Origin of the sequence: Streptomyces sp. MZ04, assembly GCF_004684775.1 — a bacterium.
Taxonomy (GTDB): Bacteria; Actinomycetota; Actinomycetes; order Streptomycetales; family Streptomycetaceae; genus Streptomyces.
Map to the genome: position 1 here is coordinate 1 of NZ_SRIC01000193.1, position 16,002 is coordinate 16,002.

11 protein-coding genes and 1 pseudogene are annotated in these 16,002 nt (G+C 71.0%); 10 read left to right on the top strand and 2 right to left on the bottom strand.

Annotated features, from left to right (window positions below; translation table 11 throughout):
- Positions 1 to 18: 18 nt before the first annotated feature.
- The 3 genes and pseudogenes from E2651_RS30180 to E2651_RS30190 form a co-directional block, all read left to right on the top strand.
- Positions 19 to 531: pseudogene (locus E2651_RS30180) on the top strand (hypothetical protein); the annotation flags it as partial.
- A 62-nt stretch (positions 532 to 593) separates the two neighbouring features.
- A complete protein-coding gene (locus E2651_RS30185) occupies positions 594 to 1,973 on the top strand; it encodes a nickel transporter (protein ID WP_135334427.1) in 1,380 nt (459 codons plus the stop codon).
- A gap of 44 nt (positions 1,974 to 2,017) precedes the next feature.
- The gene (locus E2651_RS30190) at positions 2,018 to 3,715 is read left to right on the top strand and encodes a serine/threonine-protein kinase (RefSeq protein ID WP_135334420.1); all 1,698 of its coding nucleotides are present in this window, start codon (positions 2,018 to 2,020) and stop codon (positions 3,713 to 3,715) included.
- Positions 3,716 to 3,732: 17 nt separating this feature from the next.
- Here the strand turns inward: E2651_RS30190 and E2651_RS30195 are convergent, their stop codons facing one another.
- A complete protein-coding gene (locus tag E2651_RS30195; protein ID WP_209446284.1) occupies positions 3,733 to 4,557 on the bottom strand; it encodes an SGNH/GDSL hydrolase family protein in 825 nt (274 codons plus the stop codon).
- A gap of 231 nt (positions 4,558 to 4,788) precedes the next feature.
- Between E2651_RS30195 and E2651_RS30200 the strand changes: the two genes are divergently transcribed.
- The 6 genes from E2651_RS30200 to E2651_RS30225 all read left to right on the top strand — a co-directional run bounded on the left by E2651_RS30200 (position 4,789) and on the right by E2651_RS30225 (position 13,263).
- A complete protein-coding gene (locus tag E2651_RS30200; RefSeq protein ID WP_135334421.1) occupies positions 4,789 to 5,220 on the top strand; it encodes a hypothetical protein in 432 nt (143 codons plus the stop codon).
- Position 5,221: 1 nt separating this feature from the next.
- Entirely contained in the window at positions 5,222 to 6,322 is a 1,101-nt protein-coding gene (locus E2651_RS30205; protein ID WP_135334422.1) for a GNAT family N-acetyltransferase, read from the top strand.
- A 378-nt stretch (positions 6,323 to 6,700) separates the two neighbouring features.
- On the top strand, positions 6,701 to 7,537 hold the full coding sequence (locus E2651_RS30210; RefSeq protein WP_135334423.1) for a glycosyltransferase family 2 protein: 837 nt from the start codon (positions 6,701 to 6,703) through the stop codon (positions 7,535 to 7,537).
- Positions 7,534 to 8,532, top strand: coding sequence for a glycosyltransferase family 2 protein (locus E2651_RS30215; RefSeq protein WP_135334424.1), 999 nt, complete (start codon positions 7,534 to 7,536; stop codon positions 8,530 to 8,532). Before E2651_RS30210 ends, E2651_RS30215 begins: the two co-directional genes overlap by 4 nt.
- Positions 8,529 to 9,326 carry a polysaccharide deacetylase family protein gene (locus E2651_RS30220; RefSeq protein WP_209446285.1) on the top strand — a complete coding sequence of 266 codons (798 nt, stop codon included), beginning with the start codon at positions 8,529 to 8,531 and terminating at the stop codon, positions 9,324 to 9,326. The genes E2651_RS30215 and E2651_RS30220 overlap by 4 nt, the downstream gene beginning before the upstream one ends.
- A gap of 85 nt (positions 9,327 to 9,411) precedes the next feature.
- Positions 9,412 to 13,263 (top strand): lipopolysaccharide biosynthesis protein, encoded by a 3,852-nt coding sequence (locus tag E2651_RS30225; RefSeq protein ID WP_135334430.1) that lies wholly within the window; start codon positions 9,412 to 9,414, stop codon positions 13,261 to 13,263.
- Positions 13,264 to 13,294: 31 nt separating this feature from the next.
- On the opposite strand, the gene E2651_RS30230 is transcribed toward E2651_RS30225, so the two are convergent.
- Positions 13,295 to 14,719 (bottom strand): xylan 1,4-beta-xylosidase, encoded by a 1,425-nt coding sequence (locus E2651_RS30230; RefSeq protein WP_135334425.1) that lies wholly within the window; start codon positions 14,717 to 14,719, stop codon positions 13,295 to 13,297.
- A 142-nt stretch (positions 14,720 to 14,861) separates the two neighbouring features.
- Here E2651_RS30230 and E2651_RS30235 point away from each other — a divergent pair, with 142 nt between their 5' ends.
- Positions 14,862 to 15,956, top strand: coding sequence for a DUF5925 domain-containing protein (locus E2651_RS30235; RefSeq protein ID WP_135334426.1), 1,095 nt, complete (start codon positions 14,862 to 14,864; stop codon positions 15,954 to 15,956).
- Positions 15,957 to 16,002: the final 46 nt, after the last annotated feature.

The following is a 16,002-nucleotide window of genomic DNA, read 5'->3' on the forward strand; positions in this document are numbered from 1 at the left end:
GATGTTTAAGAGACAGGGGCGATACGGGGGCTGAAGGAGGTGGTCGCGCGGGCTCCGCTGCCGGGGCCGCTGGTGGCCCTCGGCGAGCTGTACGAGGCGCGGGGCGAGCGGGCGAAGGCGCGGCAGCAGTACGCGTTGATCTCCGCGTGGGTGTCGCTGGCGCGGGCCAACGGCGTGAACGCGGACCTGGACTCGGCGGTGGCCCTGGCGGATCACGGCGACCGGCGTCGCGCCCTGCGGGCGGCCCGTGCGGAGTGGGACCGCCGCCACACGGTCCACACGGCGGACGCCCTGGCCTGGACCCTGCACCTCAACGGCCGCTCCCGCGAGGCCCTTCCCTACGCCCGCATCGCGACAGGCACCGGATTCCGGGAGGCGTCCTTCATGTACCACCGAGCCGCGATCGAGGCGGCAACAGGATCGAGCGGGGCGGGCCGCCGCTGGGCTTCCGAGGCACTGGACCTCAACCCCGGCTTCTCCCCTACAGGGGCGCGGGCGGCTCAGGAGCTGGCCGGGGGTGAGGCGTCGTGAGGATCCGCTCGGTGTTGTGCTCCCCGGGGTGCGCGGTGAAGCGGCGGCTCGCGGGCCTCGGAGTGATCGGCGGCGCCGCCCTCCTCGCTCTGCTGCCCGCAGGGCAGGCCGCGGCTCACCCGCTGGGGAACTTCACCGTCAATCGGTACGACGGGATCGTCGTAGCCCCGGGGCGCGTCACCATCGACCACGTCGAGGACCTCGCCGAGATTCCGGCCACGCAGGCCATGCCCCGCATCAAGGAGACGGGCATGGCCGCCTGGGCCGAGGAGCGGTGCGGGAAAGCCGCCCGCGGCAGTCGTCTGCGGGCCGGCGGCGAAACCGTACCCCTTCGCGTGGCGCGTGCCGGCGCCACCGCGCGCGACGGCCAGGCGGGGCTGCGCACGTTGCGCGTGCGGTGTGAGCTCGGTGCCCCGCTCCCCCGGGACACCGGGCTCACCCTCCGGTTCGAGGCGGCGGGTCAACCCGGCCCCGGCTGGCGGGAGATCACCGCCCAGGGGGACCGTATGACGGTCAGGGACGCCGACGTGCCGGAGACGTCGGTGTCGCGGCGGCTCACCCGCTACCCGCAGCGGCTCCTCTCCTCGCCGCCGCGCGACGAATCCGCGGCGCTGCGGATCACCCCCGGCGGCCCCGCCCTCGGCGCGCAGCCCGACCCCGAGGCGCCCGCCACGACCCCGCTGCCCCGTGGCGCGGACCGCTGGACGCAGGCCCTCACCGGGCTCGTCGCCCGGCACGACCTCAGCTTCGGCTTCGCCGTACTCGCCCTGGGCATCGCCCTGTCGCTCGGCTCCCTGCACGCCATCGCGCCGGGGCACGGCAAGACGCTGATGGCCGCGAGCGCCGCCGCCCGCGGCCACGCCTCCCTGCGGGACGTCCTCCCGCTCGCCGCATCGGTCACCGTCACGCACACCCTCGGAGTGGCCGCACTCGGGCTGCTCGTCGCGGGCGGCTCCGCGGCGGCGCCCTCCGTCATCGCCTGGCTCGGCATCGCCAGCGGTGTCCTGGTGACCGGCGCGGGAGCCCTGCTGCTGCGCAGGGCCTGGCGCCGCCGCAGGCACCACGGACACAGCCATCAGCACGGGCACGGTCATCAGCACCACGAGGCGCCGCCCCGGATACGCGGCGCCCTCTTCCTCGGGTTCGCCGGCGGCCTCGTGCCCAGCCCCTCCGCCGTCGTCGTCCTCGTCGGCGCCTCGGCGCTCGGCGAGGCATGGTTCGGGCTGCTGCTCGTGCTCGCGTACGGGACGGGGCTCGCGGTGACGCTCACCGCCGCCGGGTTCCTTGTGGTGCGGGTCGGTTCCGCCGCCGGAAAACGTCTTCGCGGACCCCGGTGGCTGCACCGCGCCACGCACCGGCTCCTGCCGGTCGGATCCGCCTGTGTCGTGGTCGCCCTCGGGTGCGGATTGGTGTTCAAGGGGGCGGCAACAGCACTCGGTTGAGGTAGTTTTGTGGAGAATCGCACGGCTGCCGATGGGGGACGCCCGTGAGCGACGACGAGCGTGTGATCGCGGGGCGCTACCGCCTCCTGGCCCCCTTGGGCGAGGGCGGCATGGGCACGGTCTGGCGCGCCCGCGACGAGGTCCTGGGACGCGAGGTCGCGGTCAAGGAGGTGCGCGCCCCTGCGGGGCTCCCGGCCAGTGAGGTCGACCGGCTGTACGCCCGCCTGGAGCGCGAGGCCTGGGCCGCCGCCCGCATCCCGCACCGCAATGTGGTGACGGTCTACGACGTGGCGAGCCAGGACGGGCGCCCGTGGATCGTCATGGAGATCGTGCGCGGGCTCTCGCTGTCCGATGTCCTCGACACGGAAGGGCCGATGCCGCCGCAGCGTGCCGCGCACATCGGCGCGGAGGTGCTCGCCGCACTGCGCGCCGCGCACGAGGCGGGGGTCCTGCACCGTGACGTGAAGCCCGGCAACGTACTGATCGGCAATGATGGGCGGGTCGTCCTGACGGATTTCGGGATCGCCATGGTGGAGGGGAGTTCGGCCCTCACCATGACGGGCGAGGTGATCGGGTCGCCCGAATTCCTCGCTCCGGAGCGGGCGTTGGGGCGGCGGCCGGGTCCCGAGTCCGATCTGTGGTCCCTGGGTGTGCTGCTCTACGCGGCCGTCGAGGGCAGTTCGCCGTTCCGGCAGGACACTCCGCTCAGCACGTTGCGTGCGGTGGTGGACGAGGCGCTGCCGCCGCCTCGCAACGCGGGAGCGCTGGCCGCCGTACTCGAAGGGCTGTTGCGGAAGGATCCCGCCGAGCGGATCTCCGCGGCCGACGCCGAGCGCGATCTGCGGCTCGTCGCGGCGGGCGGCGCCCCGCGCGCGGACCCCGCCGTTCCGTACCTGCCCACGGTCACCTCGCAGGAGCGGCAACAGGCGCCGCAGCCGCCGCCACAGCCCCATCCGGAGCCGCCACCGGTCACCTACGGCGGCGGGACCACGACGTCCACAACGACCACGCCGAGCCGCTCGCGCCGCTCCGTCATCGTCCTCACGGCCGGCCTGGCGGCTCTCGCGCTGGCCCTCGGCGGACTCACGTACGCCCTGGTCAACCGGGACAACGGAGGTGGCGGAAGCAGCGGCGGATCGACCGGGGGAAGCGACGGGGGCGGCGACACCGGCGGCAGCGGAGGCAGTGGCTCCGACGGCGGCAAGAGCAGTGGCAGCAGTGCGACAGGGAGTTCCGACGGCGGCTCCACCAACGGCAGCGGCAGTGACGGCGGTTCGACCGGCAACGGCTCGACCGGCGGCTCCACGGACGGCGGCGGGAACGGCGGGACGACCACGCCGCCGCCCCAGTCCGTCAAGGTGACCGTCGCCGGGGTGCGCACGGAGTACAGCGGCGCGTGCCCGACGCCGGCCGGTCAGGCCCCGTCCTTCACGGCGACGTTCGCGGTGGGCCGGGTTCCGGTCTCCGTCGACTACCGCTGGGTCACGAAGTCCGGAGAGCCGAGCGATCCCGGCTGGAAGACGCTCACGTTCGCGTCCGGCGGGGGCAGGAGCAAGCAGGTGCATCACACGGAGACCGTGGCCGGGGAGCCGGGTCAGACGTATCAGAACGAGATCAGCGTGGAGGTGCGCAGCCCGGTGGCGGCGACCTCCAACTCCGTTGCGTACGCGGTGACATGCGAGAAGGAGGAGACCCCGACGGACGGAGCCTCCCCCTACACGTCCACCTACGTGCCCAACTGAACGTCGAACTCGGCCCGTTAGGAGGCCGCCGCCCTGAACACGGGAAGGTAGCCGCCGCTCTGTCCGGCGGATGTGGGGTGGTAGGACTCGCCGATGTTGGTCCAGTTCACGCTGTGCAGCCACGCGGCGCCGGAGCAGATCTCGTGCCCGGTGAACGTGCTGGTCACATCGCCGAAGGTGAAGCCGTGGTCGGCGGCCCGCTTGGCGGTCGTGGAGTTGAGGAGGTTCGCGGCGTCGTTGATGGCGGCGCGCTCCGTCTCGGAGAGACCGACGGCGCAGCTGCCGCCGAGCTTGTAGAAGCGCGGGTAGCCCATGACGACGACCTGGGCCGCCGGTGCCTTGCCGCTGATCGCCGAGTAGACCTGGTCGAGCTTGCCGGGGAGCGTGTTCTGGACGTACGTACGCGCCGTGGCGATGCGCGCGAGGCAACTGCTCTCGGACTGGAGCACACAGGTCGTCATGACGTCGGCGAACCCGGCGTCGTTGCCCCCGACGGAGACGCTGACGAGGCCCGTTCCGGAGCCGAGCGGGCCGAGCTGGTTGGCCACGACGTCACCCGTACGGGCACCGGAACAAGCCGTGAAGGAGAAGCTGGAGGGTGAGTTGGCGGCGGCCCAGAGCGCGGGGTACGCGCGCGGAGTGCGCTTGCAGTCGCCGCTTCCGCTGTCGTATCCGCCGGCTCCGACACCGGAGGAGTAGGAGTCGCCGAGTGCCACATAGCCGGTGGCCGCGGCCTGTTGGTCGGTCTGCTGGTCCGCTTGAGCCGCTGTGGCCCCGGTGAGGGCGAAGGCGACGGCGAGGAGGAGCGAGGACATGTTTGCCGTGATTCGGGACAATCTCATGGAACCTCCCTTAGCAGGATTTCTGCCACGACTGTGGTAGCACGGCCCACCCCCCGTCGGTAGTGTTCATGTCAATAAGTCGCTCGCAATTCCCTTGAGCAACAAGGGAGTTCGGCTAGATCCAAGCCGCGACATCGGACATCTCCACACTCCCTCCGCATCTTGACGTGCCGCCACGGACTGCGCGACATTGAAGCCCGGCATCCGGCGCTTCGGGGGGCAAAGTCGCCAATGCAGACCATCAGGATCAAGGCACCTTCATCAGACACCGGGCCGGGCGCCCGGCAGCGCCCGAGCCGTCACGGAGACCTGCTTGCGCTGCTCGGGGGCGCGGCCGTGGCGGTCGGTGCCGTCGGCGCGATGCTGGCGCTCACGGACATCGACTCACCGCTGCGCGGACCCTTCACGCTCTTCTTCCTGCTCGCGGCGCCGGGGGCGGCAATCGGCGCCGCCCTGCGGGGACTTGACCCATGGGGCCGGATCGTGGCTTCCGTTTCCGGAGCCGTGGCGGTCAACCTGTTGGTGGCGCAGGCGATGCTGGCCCTGCACATGTGGTCGGTGCGCGGCGGAGTCGCGGCCGTCACCGTGATCGGCTCGCTCATCTTCCTGCTGGTACTGGTACGGCGACTGCGCGGCCGTGCCCCGAGAAGGCGGACCTCCTGACGTGGACATCACCGTGCACCGCCCCGGAGAACTCACCGCCGCCGACCGGGTGGCCTGGACGGCGCTGCAGTCCAAGGCCCACCTCAACGGCTCGCCCGAGCTGGCCAATCCGTTCCTCTCCCCGGAGTTCACCCTCGCGGTGGGCCACTGGCGGCGCGGGGTGCGGATCGCGGTCGTCCGCGAAGCCGGTGAACCCGCGGCGTTCTTCCCGTTCGAGAGATCCATCACCGGCGTCGGCCGGGCCATCGGCCTCGGCGTCTCCGACTGCCAGGGCCTGGTGCACCGGCCCGGATTCACCTGGGACGCGCGAGAGCTGCTGCGGGCCTGCGGGCTCGCGCTGTGGGAGTTCGACCATCTGGCCGACGGCCAGGAGCCGTTCGAGGCGGGCGCCTCCGGCTCCTTCCCGTCGCCGGTCATGGATCTGGACCAGGGGTACGAGGTGTACCTCGGCCAACTCCGGGCGCAGTCACCCAAGTTCACCCGTACGACGCTCGCCAAGGAGCGCAAGCTCGGGCGCGACCACGGCTCCGTGCGCTATGTGCACGACGAGCGGGACCCCAAGGTGCTCGCCACCCTGATGGGCTGGAAGTCGGCCCAGTACCGCAGGACGGGGCGCAGCGACCGCTTCGCGCACGCCTGGATCAGCCAGCTCGTGCGGCAGCTCTTCCACGCCAGGTCCGACCAGTTCGCCGGGCTGCTCTCGGTCCTCTACGCCGGCGACCGGCCGATCGCCGCGCACTTCGGGCTGCGTTCCGAGCGGATCCTGGCCTGCTGGTTCCCGGCCTACGACCCCGCGTTCGCGAAGTACTCGCCCGGCCTCGTGCTGCATCTGCGGATGGCCGAGGCGGCCGCCGCCGACGGCATCGCGTATCTCGATCTCGGACGGGGCCAGAAGGAATACAAGGACTCCCTCAAGACACGCGAACTCACCGTGTCCGAGGGGTGGGTGGCGCTGCGCCATCCGGCGGCGATCGGACACCGGGCGCGGCGCGCCCCGGTCCGTGCGCTGCGCAACACCGTGCTGTCCCGGCCGGAATTCTTCGAACCGGCCGACAGACTCCTGAAACGGATGGGAAAGATCCGTTCACGGCAGAAAGAATAAGTAAGGGGGATGGAGCAGGGCACTCCGAATGTGCCCGCCAAGACCGCTCAAATCATCAAAAACGTGAGGCCACGTTCCAGGTCTTGCCATACGGTCTCAATCATCAATACCGTCGTACATCCACCCGCATCGGTCCATCACGCAATGCGATCTAGGGGAGGGCTCAAGATCGCGGTGGCCCCGGTGCGGGGCGCGGTAGGGGGGTGCCGTGCCCGGCGACCGCAAGGCTGCCGTGTCACGACCCGCGCGATGCCAGCTCACTCGGCATGCCCGGAGATCCATTTCGTCATGCGCAAGTGAGAACCCCCCTTTCGAACCGGATACATAGCCGGACCGCCCGGGGGCGGGCGGTCCACCGGACGAGAGGGATCAGACTCAATGAGTTCTTTTGTGCGCCCGGCCGCAGAGCCGGGGCAAGATCCGCTAATCAAGCCGACGCCGTCCGGTAACTACCGGCCGATATCCACGCACTTGGCGATCACACCGCCGGTGAGCGTCGTGATTCCCGCGATGAACGAAGCGGAGAATCTTCCCTACGTCTTCAAGACGCTGCCCGGCTGGGTCCACGAAGTCGTCCTGGTGGACGGAAATTCCACCGATGACACGGTGTCCGTCGCGCGGGAACTGTGGCCGGACGTCAAGGTCGTCCGACAGCTCGGCAAGGGCAAGGGCGATGCCCTGATCACCGGATTCGAGGCGTGCACCGGCGACATCATCGTGATGGTCGACGCGGACGGCTCGGCCGACGGGCACGAGATCGTCAGCTATGTCTCCGCCCTGGTCTCGGGCGCCGACTTCGCCAAGGGCTCCCGGTTCGCCAACGGCGGCGGCACGGACGACATGACGCTGATCCGCAAGCTCGGCAACCACGTCCTGTGCTCCGTCGTGAACGCCAAGTTCGGCGCCCGCTACACCGACCTGTGCTACGGCTACAACGCCTTCTGGCGGCACTGCCTCGACAAGATCGACCTCGACTGCACGGGCTTCGAGGTGGAGACCCTGATGAACATCAGGGTGGTCAAGGCCGGGCTCAAGGTGCAGGAGATCCCCAGCCACGAGTATCTGCGCATCCACGGCGTGAGCAATCTCAGCGCCGTGCGCGACGGCCTGCGGGTCCTGAAGGTGATCTGCACGGAGCGCTCGAACCGCCGGACGACCCAGCGCCGCCGCACCCGCGGTGTCCCCTTCCGCACCCGCCAGGGAGAGGTGTCTTGAGCACCGTCTCCGTCGTCATCTGCGTCTACACCGAAGACCGCTGGGAGGACATCCTCGCGGCGGTCGCCTCGGTGCGGGCGCAGTCCCTGACGGCCCTGGAGACGCTGGTCGTGGTGGATCACAACGCCTCGCTCCTCGACCGTCTCGGCAAGGAGTACAAGGAGACCGAAGGGGTGCGGGTGCTCGCCAACGCGGGCCCCCGCGGCCTCTCCGCGGGCCGCAACACCGGCATCGCCGCCTCCAGCGGCGAGATCATCGCCTTCCTCGACGACGACGCGGTCGCGGAGCGCGACTGGCTGCGCCACTTCGTCGAGGGGTACGCGGACCCGAAGGTCCTCGCGGTGGGCGGGCGCACCATGCCCGTCTGGGAGTCACGGCGCAGGCCCGCCTGGTTCCCCGAGGAGTTCGACTGGGTCGTCGGCTGTACGTACAAGGGACTGCCCGAGGGGCGCGTGCGGGTGCGCAACGTGCTCGGCGGGAACGCCTCGTTCCGGCGCACCGCGTTCGAGGCGGCGGGCGGCTTCGCGACGGGCATCGGGCGCGACGGCGACAAACGCCCCCTCGGCTGCGAGGAGACGGAGCTGTGCATCCGCCTCGCACGGGCCAGACCCGACGCGGTGCTCCTGATCGACGACCGCGCGGTGATCCACCACCGCGTCCCCGCCGTACGGGAGCGCTTCCACTACTTCCGTACGCGGACGTACGCGGAAGGCCTCTCCAAGGCTCTGGTGTCCCGAAGTGTCGGCGCCGACAAGGGACTTGAGTCCGAGCGCAGGTACACCACCCGCGTGCTGCCCGCCGGCGTGGGCCGCGGTCTGCGCGACGCGCTGCTCGCCCGCCCCGGCGGCGCGGGCCGTGCGGGCGCCATCGTGGCGGGAGTGCTCACGGCGGCCGGGGGGTACGTCATCGGGAGCGTTCGCGCGCGCAGGGCAGGCGCCACCTTCTCGGTCGTCGAGATCGAGCGGGATGCGGACGGTGAGGGGGCTGCTGCATGAGTACGGTGCCGATCCTCATGTACCACTCGATCGCCCATGAACCGACCGAGGCGACACGGGAGTTGTCCGTGTCGCCCGGCGCGTTCGCCGAGCAGCTCGAGCTGCTCGGCGAGCGCGGGTTCACCCCGCTCTCCACGGCCGGGCTCGCCGCGATCTGGCGTACCCCCGGCCGTGCGCTGCCCGCCAGGCCCGTCCTGATCACCTTCGACGACGGCTACGAAGGTGTGCACCGGCACGCGCTGCCCGCGCTCGCCAAGCACGGCTTCTCCTCGACGCTGTTCGTCTCCACGGGCTGGCTGCGCGGGGCGCACGACACCGGGGGCGGCCTCGACCGGATGCTCGACTGGGACCAGGTGCGCGAACTGGCCGCGGCGGGAACGGAGATCGGCGGGCACAGCCACACGCACCCGCAGCTCGACCAGTTGGACGACGACGACCTCTGGTTCGAGCTGCGGCGCTGCAAGGAGATCATCGCCGACGAACTCGGCACGGCGCCGCGCTCCTTCGCCTACCCGTACGGCTACTCGAGCCGCCGGGTGCGCCGCACGGTGCGCGGTGCCGGATTCGCCCAGTCGCTCGCGGTCGGCAACGGCCTCGCACGGCGCGGCCAGGGGCCGTACGCGCTGCAGCGGGTGACCGTGCGCCGGTCGACCGGCATCGAGGAGTTCGAGCGGCTCGTCGACGGCCGCGCGATCGCCCGCAACTTCGCCAGGGACCGCGCCCTCACCCAGGGGTACGCCGTGGTCCGCAGAGCCCGACAAGCCCGCCGGAAGGCAACCCGTACCCGTGTCTGACACGACGACCGCCCAGGCAGACGTCTCTGGGACTCCCGGTACCGAACAGCAGCCGCCGTCCGGCAAGTCGGGCAGGCCGCGCAGAATGCGCCTGCCCGGCAGGGGCGGCTCCGGCGGCGGGAGTCCGCTGTTCCGCAACGCCTACGCACTGATGCTGAACACCGGCATCTCCGGCGTGCTCGGCGTCGGCTTCTGGCTGGCCGCCGCTCGGTACTACTCCGAGTCGGCGGTCGGCCAGGGCTCGGCGGCGATCGCCGCGATGAAACTCCTCGCGGGGCTCACCGCCGTCACCCTGACGGGGGCGCTTGCCCGCTTCATCCCCATCGCGGGGCGCGCCACCGGCAGGCTCATCTTCCGTACGTACGCGGGAAGTTCACTGGTCGTCGCGTGCGCCGCGCTGATCTTCCTGTTCACGCTGGACCTGTGGGGACCCTCGTACAGGTTCCTGCACGGGCCGCTCAACGGCCTCGGCTTCATCGCCGCGGTCGTCGCCTGGTCGCTGCTCACCCTCCAGGACGGGGTGCTCACGGGGCTGCGCAGCGCGCTGTGGGTGCCGGTCGGCAACACCGTCTTCTCGGTCGTCAAGCTGGGTCTGCTCATCGCGATGGCCGTCGCGATCCCGACGGCGGGCGTCTTCGTGTCGTGGGTCGCCGCGATCGCCGTGTCGGTGATCCCGCTCGGCTGGCTGGTGTTCCGGCGGCTCGTGCCACGGCACGTGAAGGCGACCGAGGACACCGCGCGGCCGCCGACCCTGCGCGAGCTGGGCCGCTTCCTGGCCGGCGACTACACCGGCTCGCTGTTCTCGCTCGCCGTGGTCTATCTCGTACCGGTCATCGTCGCCTCGCAGGTCAGCTCGGTCGACAACGCGTACTTCTACATCACCACCACCATCGGCGGCACGGTCAACCTGCTCGCCATCAACATGGGCGCGTCGCTGACCGTCGAGGGCGCGCACGACCCGGCGCGGCTCGCCGCGAACACCCGGGCCGCGCTGCGCCGGATGGCGCGGATCATGCTGCCGGTGTGCGGTCTGCTCTTCATCGGCGCGCCGTTCATCCTGCGGGTCTTCGGCCAGGGGTACGCGGACGCGGCGACGCCGCTGCTTCGCTGGTTCGCGGTGGGTGCGGCGCTGCGGGTCGTCATGGAGACGTACTTCGCGGTGCAGCGCGCGCAGAGCCGCACGTCGGGGATCGCCTGGATGCAGGGCCTGCTGTGCGTCCTCGTGCTCGGTCTGACGCTGCTTCTGCTGCCGCGGATGGGGCTCACGGGCGCGGGCGTCGCGGAGATCTCCAGCCTCGCGGTGATCGTGGCGATCGCCGGGCCGAAGCTGTACCGCGTGGTGCGGGCGGCCCCCGCGGACGCGCCGTCGGAGAGCGGGGCACCGGACGGCGACCTGGCCGACCTGGGGACGCCCGAGGCGCCGCCCCCGCCGGCGGTCGAGGACGCGGGGCGGCGCAAGGAGCGGCGCGGGCCCGCCTGGGCGCTGCGCGAGACGCTCGACTCGGACACGCTGCACCTCGCCGTGCAGCTCGACCTCGAACATCCGGAGCGCAGGCCCGACATGCGGCCGGGGCCCGGTACGCCCGCCTCCGGAACACCGGCGGCGAAGGGCCCGACGGCCGGGGCCGACAAGGGGGACGACATGGATCACCGGCCGACCTGGGCACTGAGATCACCCCTGAAGACGCCGGAGCCCAAGTCGGAGCCGAAGTCTCCGGAGCCGCCGACGGCACCCCCCGAGTCCACCATGGCTCCCCCGGTCCCCTCCTCGGCCTCCCCCCGCACTCCGGAGGCCGAGGAGCGGGGCACCGGCGTACGCGTCCCGGACGTGCCGGAAGCGCCGCCCGAGCCCGCCTACGCACCTGAACCCGGCTACGCCCCCGAACCCGACGACGCGCCCGAAATCCTCGACGAGCCCGAGCCGTTCCCGCGCCTGCGCGTCGCCGTGATGACGCTGCTCCTGACCCTCGCGCTCGGTCTCTACTGGCTGCCCCTCTCGGGCATCGGCGAGGCGGGCCTCGACGACATGGGCGGGCTCGGGCTCATCTCGATCCTGCCCGCGCCGACGCTGCTCGGGGCCGCGCTGCTCATCGTGGTCTTCGCCTCGCTGCTCTGGATGGACCGCCCGCACCGGGTGCTGCTCCTGGTGACCCTGGTCGCCACGGTCGTGTGCCTGCACGCGCTGCCCGCCGTCCTGGAGGACGAGCCGAGGTTCGCGACGGCCTGGCAGCACCTGGGCTTCATGGAGTACATCGACAGGACCGGGACCGCGGTGCCGGACCTGGACGCACGCTGGAGCTGGCCCGGTTTCTTCGCGGCGGCCACGTTCGTGGCGAAGGCCTGCGGCGTCTCGGACATGACCGAGGTGATCCGCTGGTGGCCGCTGGCCATGCAACTGCTCTATCTGGCACCGATGTTGCTGCTCACCCGCTCCATGCGGGCCGCCTGGCGGGCCCGCTGGGCGGGACTGTGGATCTTCGCGCTGAGCGGCTGGGTCGGTCAGGACTACTTCTCCCCGCAGGGCTTCACGTATCTGCTCTATCTGGTGTTCGTGGCGGTGCTCCTCGTCTGGTTCCGCGCGCCGCGTGCGCTGTGGGCCAAGCGGCGGCCCGGAGAGCTCGAGGTCGAGCCCGCCGACCGGCGGCAGCGCGCGGTGCTGCTCCTGGTCCTGATCGCGCTGTTCGCGGCGACGGTGCCCGCGCACCAGCTCACGCCGTTCGTGATGCTCGGCGTGCTCGCCGCGCTCGTCCTGGTGGGCCGCTCGGAGCTGCGCGGCCTGCCGATCCTCTTCACGGTCCTGGTCCTGGTCTGGGTGGGCTTCCTCGCCGAGCCGTACTGGTCGGGGCACTTCGACGAGCTGTTCGGCGGGGTCGGCGGCGTCGGCGGCAATGTGTCCTCGTCGGTGTCCGGGCGGATCGAGGGCGGCAGTTCGACCCATCAACTCGTCCTGTACGCACGGGTGGCGCTCGCGGGCAGCGTCATGGCGTTCGCCTGCTGGGGCTGGTGGCGGCGGCGCGACCACAAGTACACGGAGCGCTCGCTGCTCGTCCTGACCTTTGTGCCGTTCCTGGGCTTCGGCATGCAGTCGTACGGCGGTGAAATGGCCCTGCGCGTCTTCATGTTCGCGCTGCCGGGCGCCGCGCTCCTCGCCGGACTCGCGCTGTTCCCGCGCGCGGGCATCACCGCGAAGGAGCGCGACCGCGACCGGGTGAGCCTGGCGCCGCTCGCCGCGCTGATGGCGGGTCTCGTCCTGATGGGCGGATTCCTCGTGGCGCGCTGGGGCAACGAGCCGTTCGAGCGGACCCGCGCCGGCGAGGTCGCCGCGATGGACTATGTGTACGAGCACGACGACCCGACCGTCCGGCTGCTGTGGATGAGCAACGACACGATCGACAATGTGACGCCCGCGCTGCCCTGGGGCACCCGTGACATGGAGAAGGTCCAGTACGTGCCGACCCTGGCGCCGGCCGATCCGGTCCTGGTCTCCAGCCTCGTCAAGGCGCTCAAGGACGCGGGCCCCAACTCGTATCTGATGATCAACAAGAGTCAGACGGTCTATCTCCAGATGGACGTCGGCTATTCGACGACCTGGGACACCCGGCTGATCAAGAACCTCGACAGCCGCCAGGAGTTGAAGAAGGTCCTCACCAACGACGACGCGACGCTCTACACGCTGCGCAAGCAGCCGGAGGGGAAGGCCGAGAAGGCCGCACCCGGTCCGATCGGGCCGAAGGTGACGTGGACGCCCTGGTCGGTGATAGGTGCGCTTGCGGCCGTGGCGCTGATCCTGCTGCTCGCCACCCGTGAGGTCGTGCGGGTGGCGGTGGCGCCGAGCGTGCGGCAACTGCGCTGGCTGCAGAGCAGCTTCTGGTTCTCGCTGCCGCTGCTCGCGGTGCTGCTCGCCTCGCTGATCCAGCGGTTCCTGACGATGGCGTGAGGTGCGGCGGTCGCCCGGTGGCTGAAGCGGACTACCGCTTCAGCCACTTCACCTCGTACCCCTTCATCTCGAAGCGCTTCCCGTCGACCTTCGCGCTGATCGTCCGGTCCAGGGTGTTCACGACGAGCACCGTCTTGTCGTCGGCGAGCACGGATACGTTCGGTACGTCGTCGGCGGCGACGGAGACCTTCTCGTACCGTGTGCCCGGCTCGAACTCGGCGCTGAACCGGGCGAGCATCTTCAGCATCGGCAGCTCCGTGCCGCCGTCGCCGAGCCGCGTCGAACGCCACAGGCAGCCCGCGCAACTGGCGCCCTTGTTCTGCGGGTTCCAGTAGAAGCCGCTGCTCGCGCCGCCGCGCGCCATCGCCGTCAGGCCGGTGGCCTGGACGGCGACGCGGTGCGCCTCGGACCAGTCGTCGCGGTCGTCGTCGCTGTCGCCCGGCTCCACGTAGTACTCGGCCCACCACAGCGGCAGGTCGCCGGTGCGCTCGCGCACCCACGCGCCGACCGCGGTCAGCTTCTGCGTGGCCTTGAACTCGTCGGGCAGCATCTCGTCGTCGGTGGTGTAGCTGGAGCCGTCGACGACGACGAAGTCCGCGCCCGTCTTGTTCTTGTTCCAGTAGTCGAAGGCGTCGAGGACCCGCTGGTCCATGCGGCCCCAGGCGCCCTTGACCTTCGTCGAGGCGTCCTCGGTCTGGCGCGGGTCGACGCTGTCCATGACCAGGTAGGGACCGCCGACCATGATGTCCTTGTCGACCTTCTTGAGTTCCTTGTAGACCAGGTTGTAGAGCTCGGTGTAGCCCTCGTAGTCCCAGCGGCCCTTCTCGTTGCTCCAGAAGCCCTTGAACTCGTTCCAGACGATGAAGTGGCGTACGTCCGGATAGCGCTTGGCGACGGTCGCGGCGAGCTTGGCGAAGTCCTTGTAGTGGGCGCGGTCCGGGGCGGTCTCCAGGGCGGCCTGGCTCCAATCGGTCTTGCCCGCCCCGGACTTGCCGCCCTTCATCCAGTCCGGGGAGCAGCAGAGGGTGACGACCGGCGTGCCGTCGGTGGCGCGGATGAAGTCCATCCGCCGGTCCATCTCGCTGAAGTCGTAACGCCCCTTGACCGGCTCGGGGTTGCCCGCGCCCCAGCCCATGATGTGCTGGATCTGCGGCAGCGGGCGCGGCTTTTCGGCGAGCAGCGACTCGGCGCGCTCCACGGAGTCCGCCTCGCCCTCGTCCGCGCTGTACTGCGTGTGGGTGAAGCCCCAGCCCACGTCCGGCTTCGCCTGGCCGGGCGGGACGGCGGGGGTGCCGTGCACCTTGTCCCCGTCACGCGTGGTGCCCTTGGTGCCCGCGCCGTCATCGGGGAGCGTGGTGATGACGGCCAGGACCAGGGCCAGTGCGGCCACACCAACGCCGAGCAGTGCGGTGAGCCGCCACCGCAGTGCCCCCGAATTCCACCCATGACGTCCCATCAGGGGCAAGAGTAACGGGGCGAGTTGGCGGTAGGACAGGTTCCGTACCACAGCTCTGTAACGGGCACGCCACATGACGTCACAAGAACGGAGTGCGTAAACCAGGATGCACAAGGGCGCATACGTGCCGGATCATGGCGGCATGTCTGCGAACCCCCAGGACGCCCTGCCGATCCGGCTCAACGTCGACGACAGCGACTCCCCGTCGGATGTCGTGGACGCCCTGTTCCTCGGCCGCTTCGCCACCGGCGAGCAGCCGTTCTCCCACAGCGCCAACATCGACCGCGTCAAGTCGGGTTCCACGCTGCTTCCGCCGGGCGCGTCCGTCCTGCGGGCCGCCCGCGACGACGACCGCAGCGCGACGCTCGCCGAGGGCGACGGCTGGACGGTGCTCGTCTCGCGCTGGAACCGTGGCGCGGATGTCACCGTGACGGCGACGAGCGCCGATCTCGCGGAGCAGGTCCTGAAGCAGGCGACGGACGGCGCGCAGGACGAGCCGGAACCGCAGCCGGACAACGTGACCATGGGGTTCTGGTACGTCTCGCCGAGGCGCGGCCCGCACCGCACCACGCGGCAGATCTCCGCCGGTACGTGGGAGGAGGTGCGGGAGAACTACACGGCGCCGGTCGCCGAGGCCATGGACTCCCTGATGAAGACGGGCCCCGAGGACATCTCGGGCCGCCTCCTGCTCCTGCACGGCCCGCCCGGCACCGGCAAGACGTCGGCGCTGCGGACGCTCGCGCGGTCCTGGCGCGACTGGTGTCAGGTGGACTGCGTCCTGGACCCGGAGCGACTGTTCAGCGACGTCGGCTACTTGATGGACATCGCGATCGGCGAGGACGACGGCACGGCGAAGGGCCGCTGGCGGCTGCTGCTCCTGGAGGACTGCGACGAGCTGATCCGGGGCGAGGCGAAGCACACCGCGGGGCAGGCGTTGTCGCGGTTGCTGAACCTGACGGACGGCTTGCTCGGGCAGGGCCGCAATGTGCTGGTGGGGGTGACGACCAACGAGGACCTGGAGCGGTTGCACCCGGCGGTCGTCCGCCCGGGGCGGTGCCTGGCCCGCATCGAGGTGGGTTCGCTGACCCTCCCGGAAGCGGCGTCCTGGCTCGGCACCACCGAGGGCGTCTCCCGCGAGGGCGCGACCCTGGCCGAGCTCTACGCGCTGCGGCGCGGGACGTCGCCCACGTCGGTGCCGGATCCACGGGAGGCGGCGGACTCGGGGCTGTATCTGTAGCCCTGCGGGCGGCCAACTAGGGGTGCCGGCACCCCAACTACTTTTC

Coding starts and splice junctions, on each gene's coding strand:
- E2651_RS30225 (WP_135334430.1), top strand. CDS start 9,412: ATGCGCCTGCCCGGCAGGGGCGGCTCCGGCGGCGGGAGTCCGCTGTTC.
- E2651_RS30230 (WP_135334425.1), bottom strand. CDS start 14,719: ATGGGACGTCATGGGTGGAATTCGGGGGCACTGCGGTGGCGGCTCACC.
- E2651_RS30235 (WP_135334426.1), top strand. CDS start 14,862: ATGTCTGCGAACCCCCAGGACGCCCTGCCGATCCGGCTCAACGTCGAC.
- E2651_RS30200 (WP_135334421.1), top strand. CDS start 4,789: ATGCAGACCATCAGGATCAAGGCACCTTCATCAGACACCGGGCCGGGC.
- E2651_RS30195 (WP_209446284.1), bottom strand. CDS start 4,557: ATGAGATTGTCCCGAATCACGGCAAACATGTCCTCGCTCCTCCTCGCC.
- E2651_RS30220 (WP_209446285.1), top strand. CDS start 8,529: ATGAGTACGGTGCCGATCCTCATGTACCACTCGATCGCCCATGAACCG.
- E2651_RS30210 (WP_135334423.1), top strand. CDS start 6,701: ATGAGTTCTTTTGTGCGCCCGGCCGCAGAGCCGGGGCAAGATCCGCTA.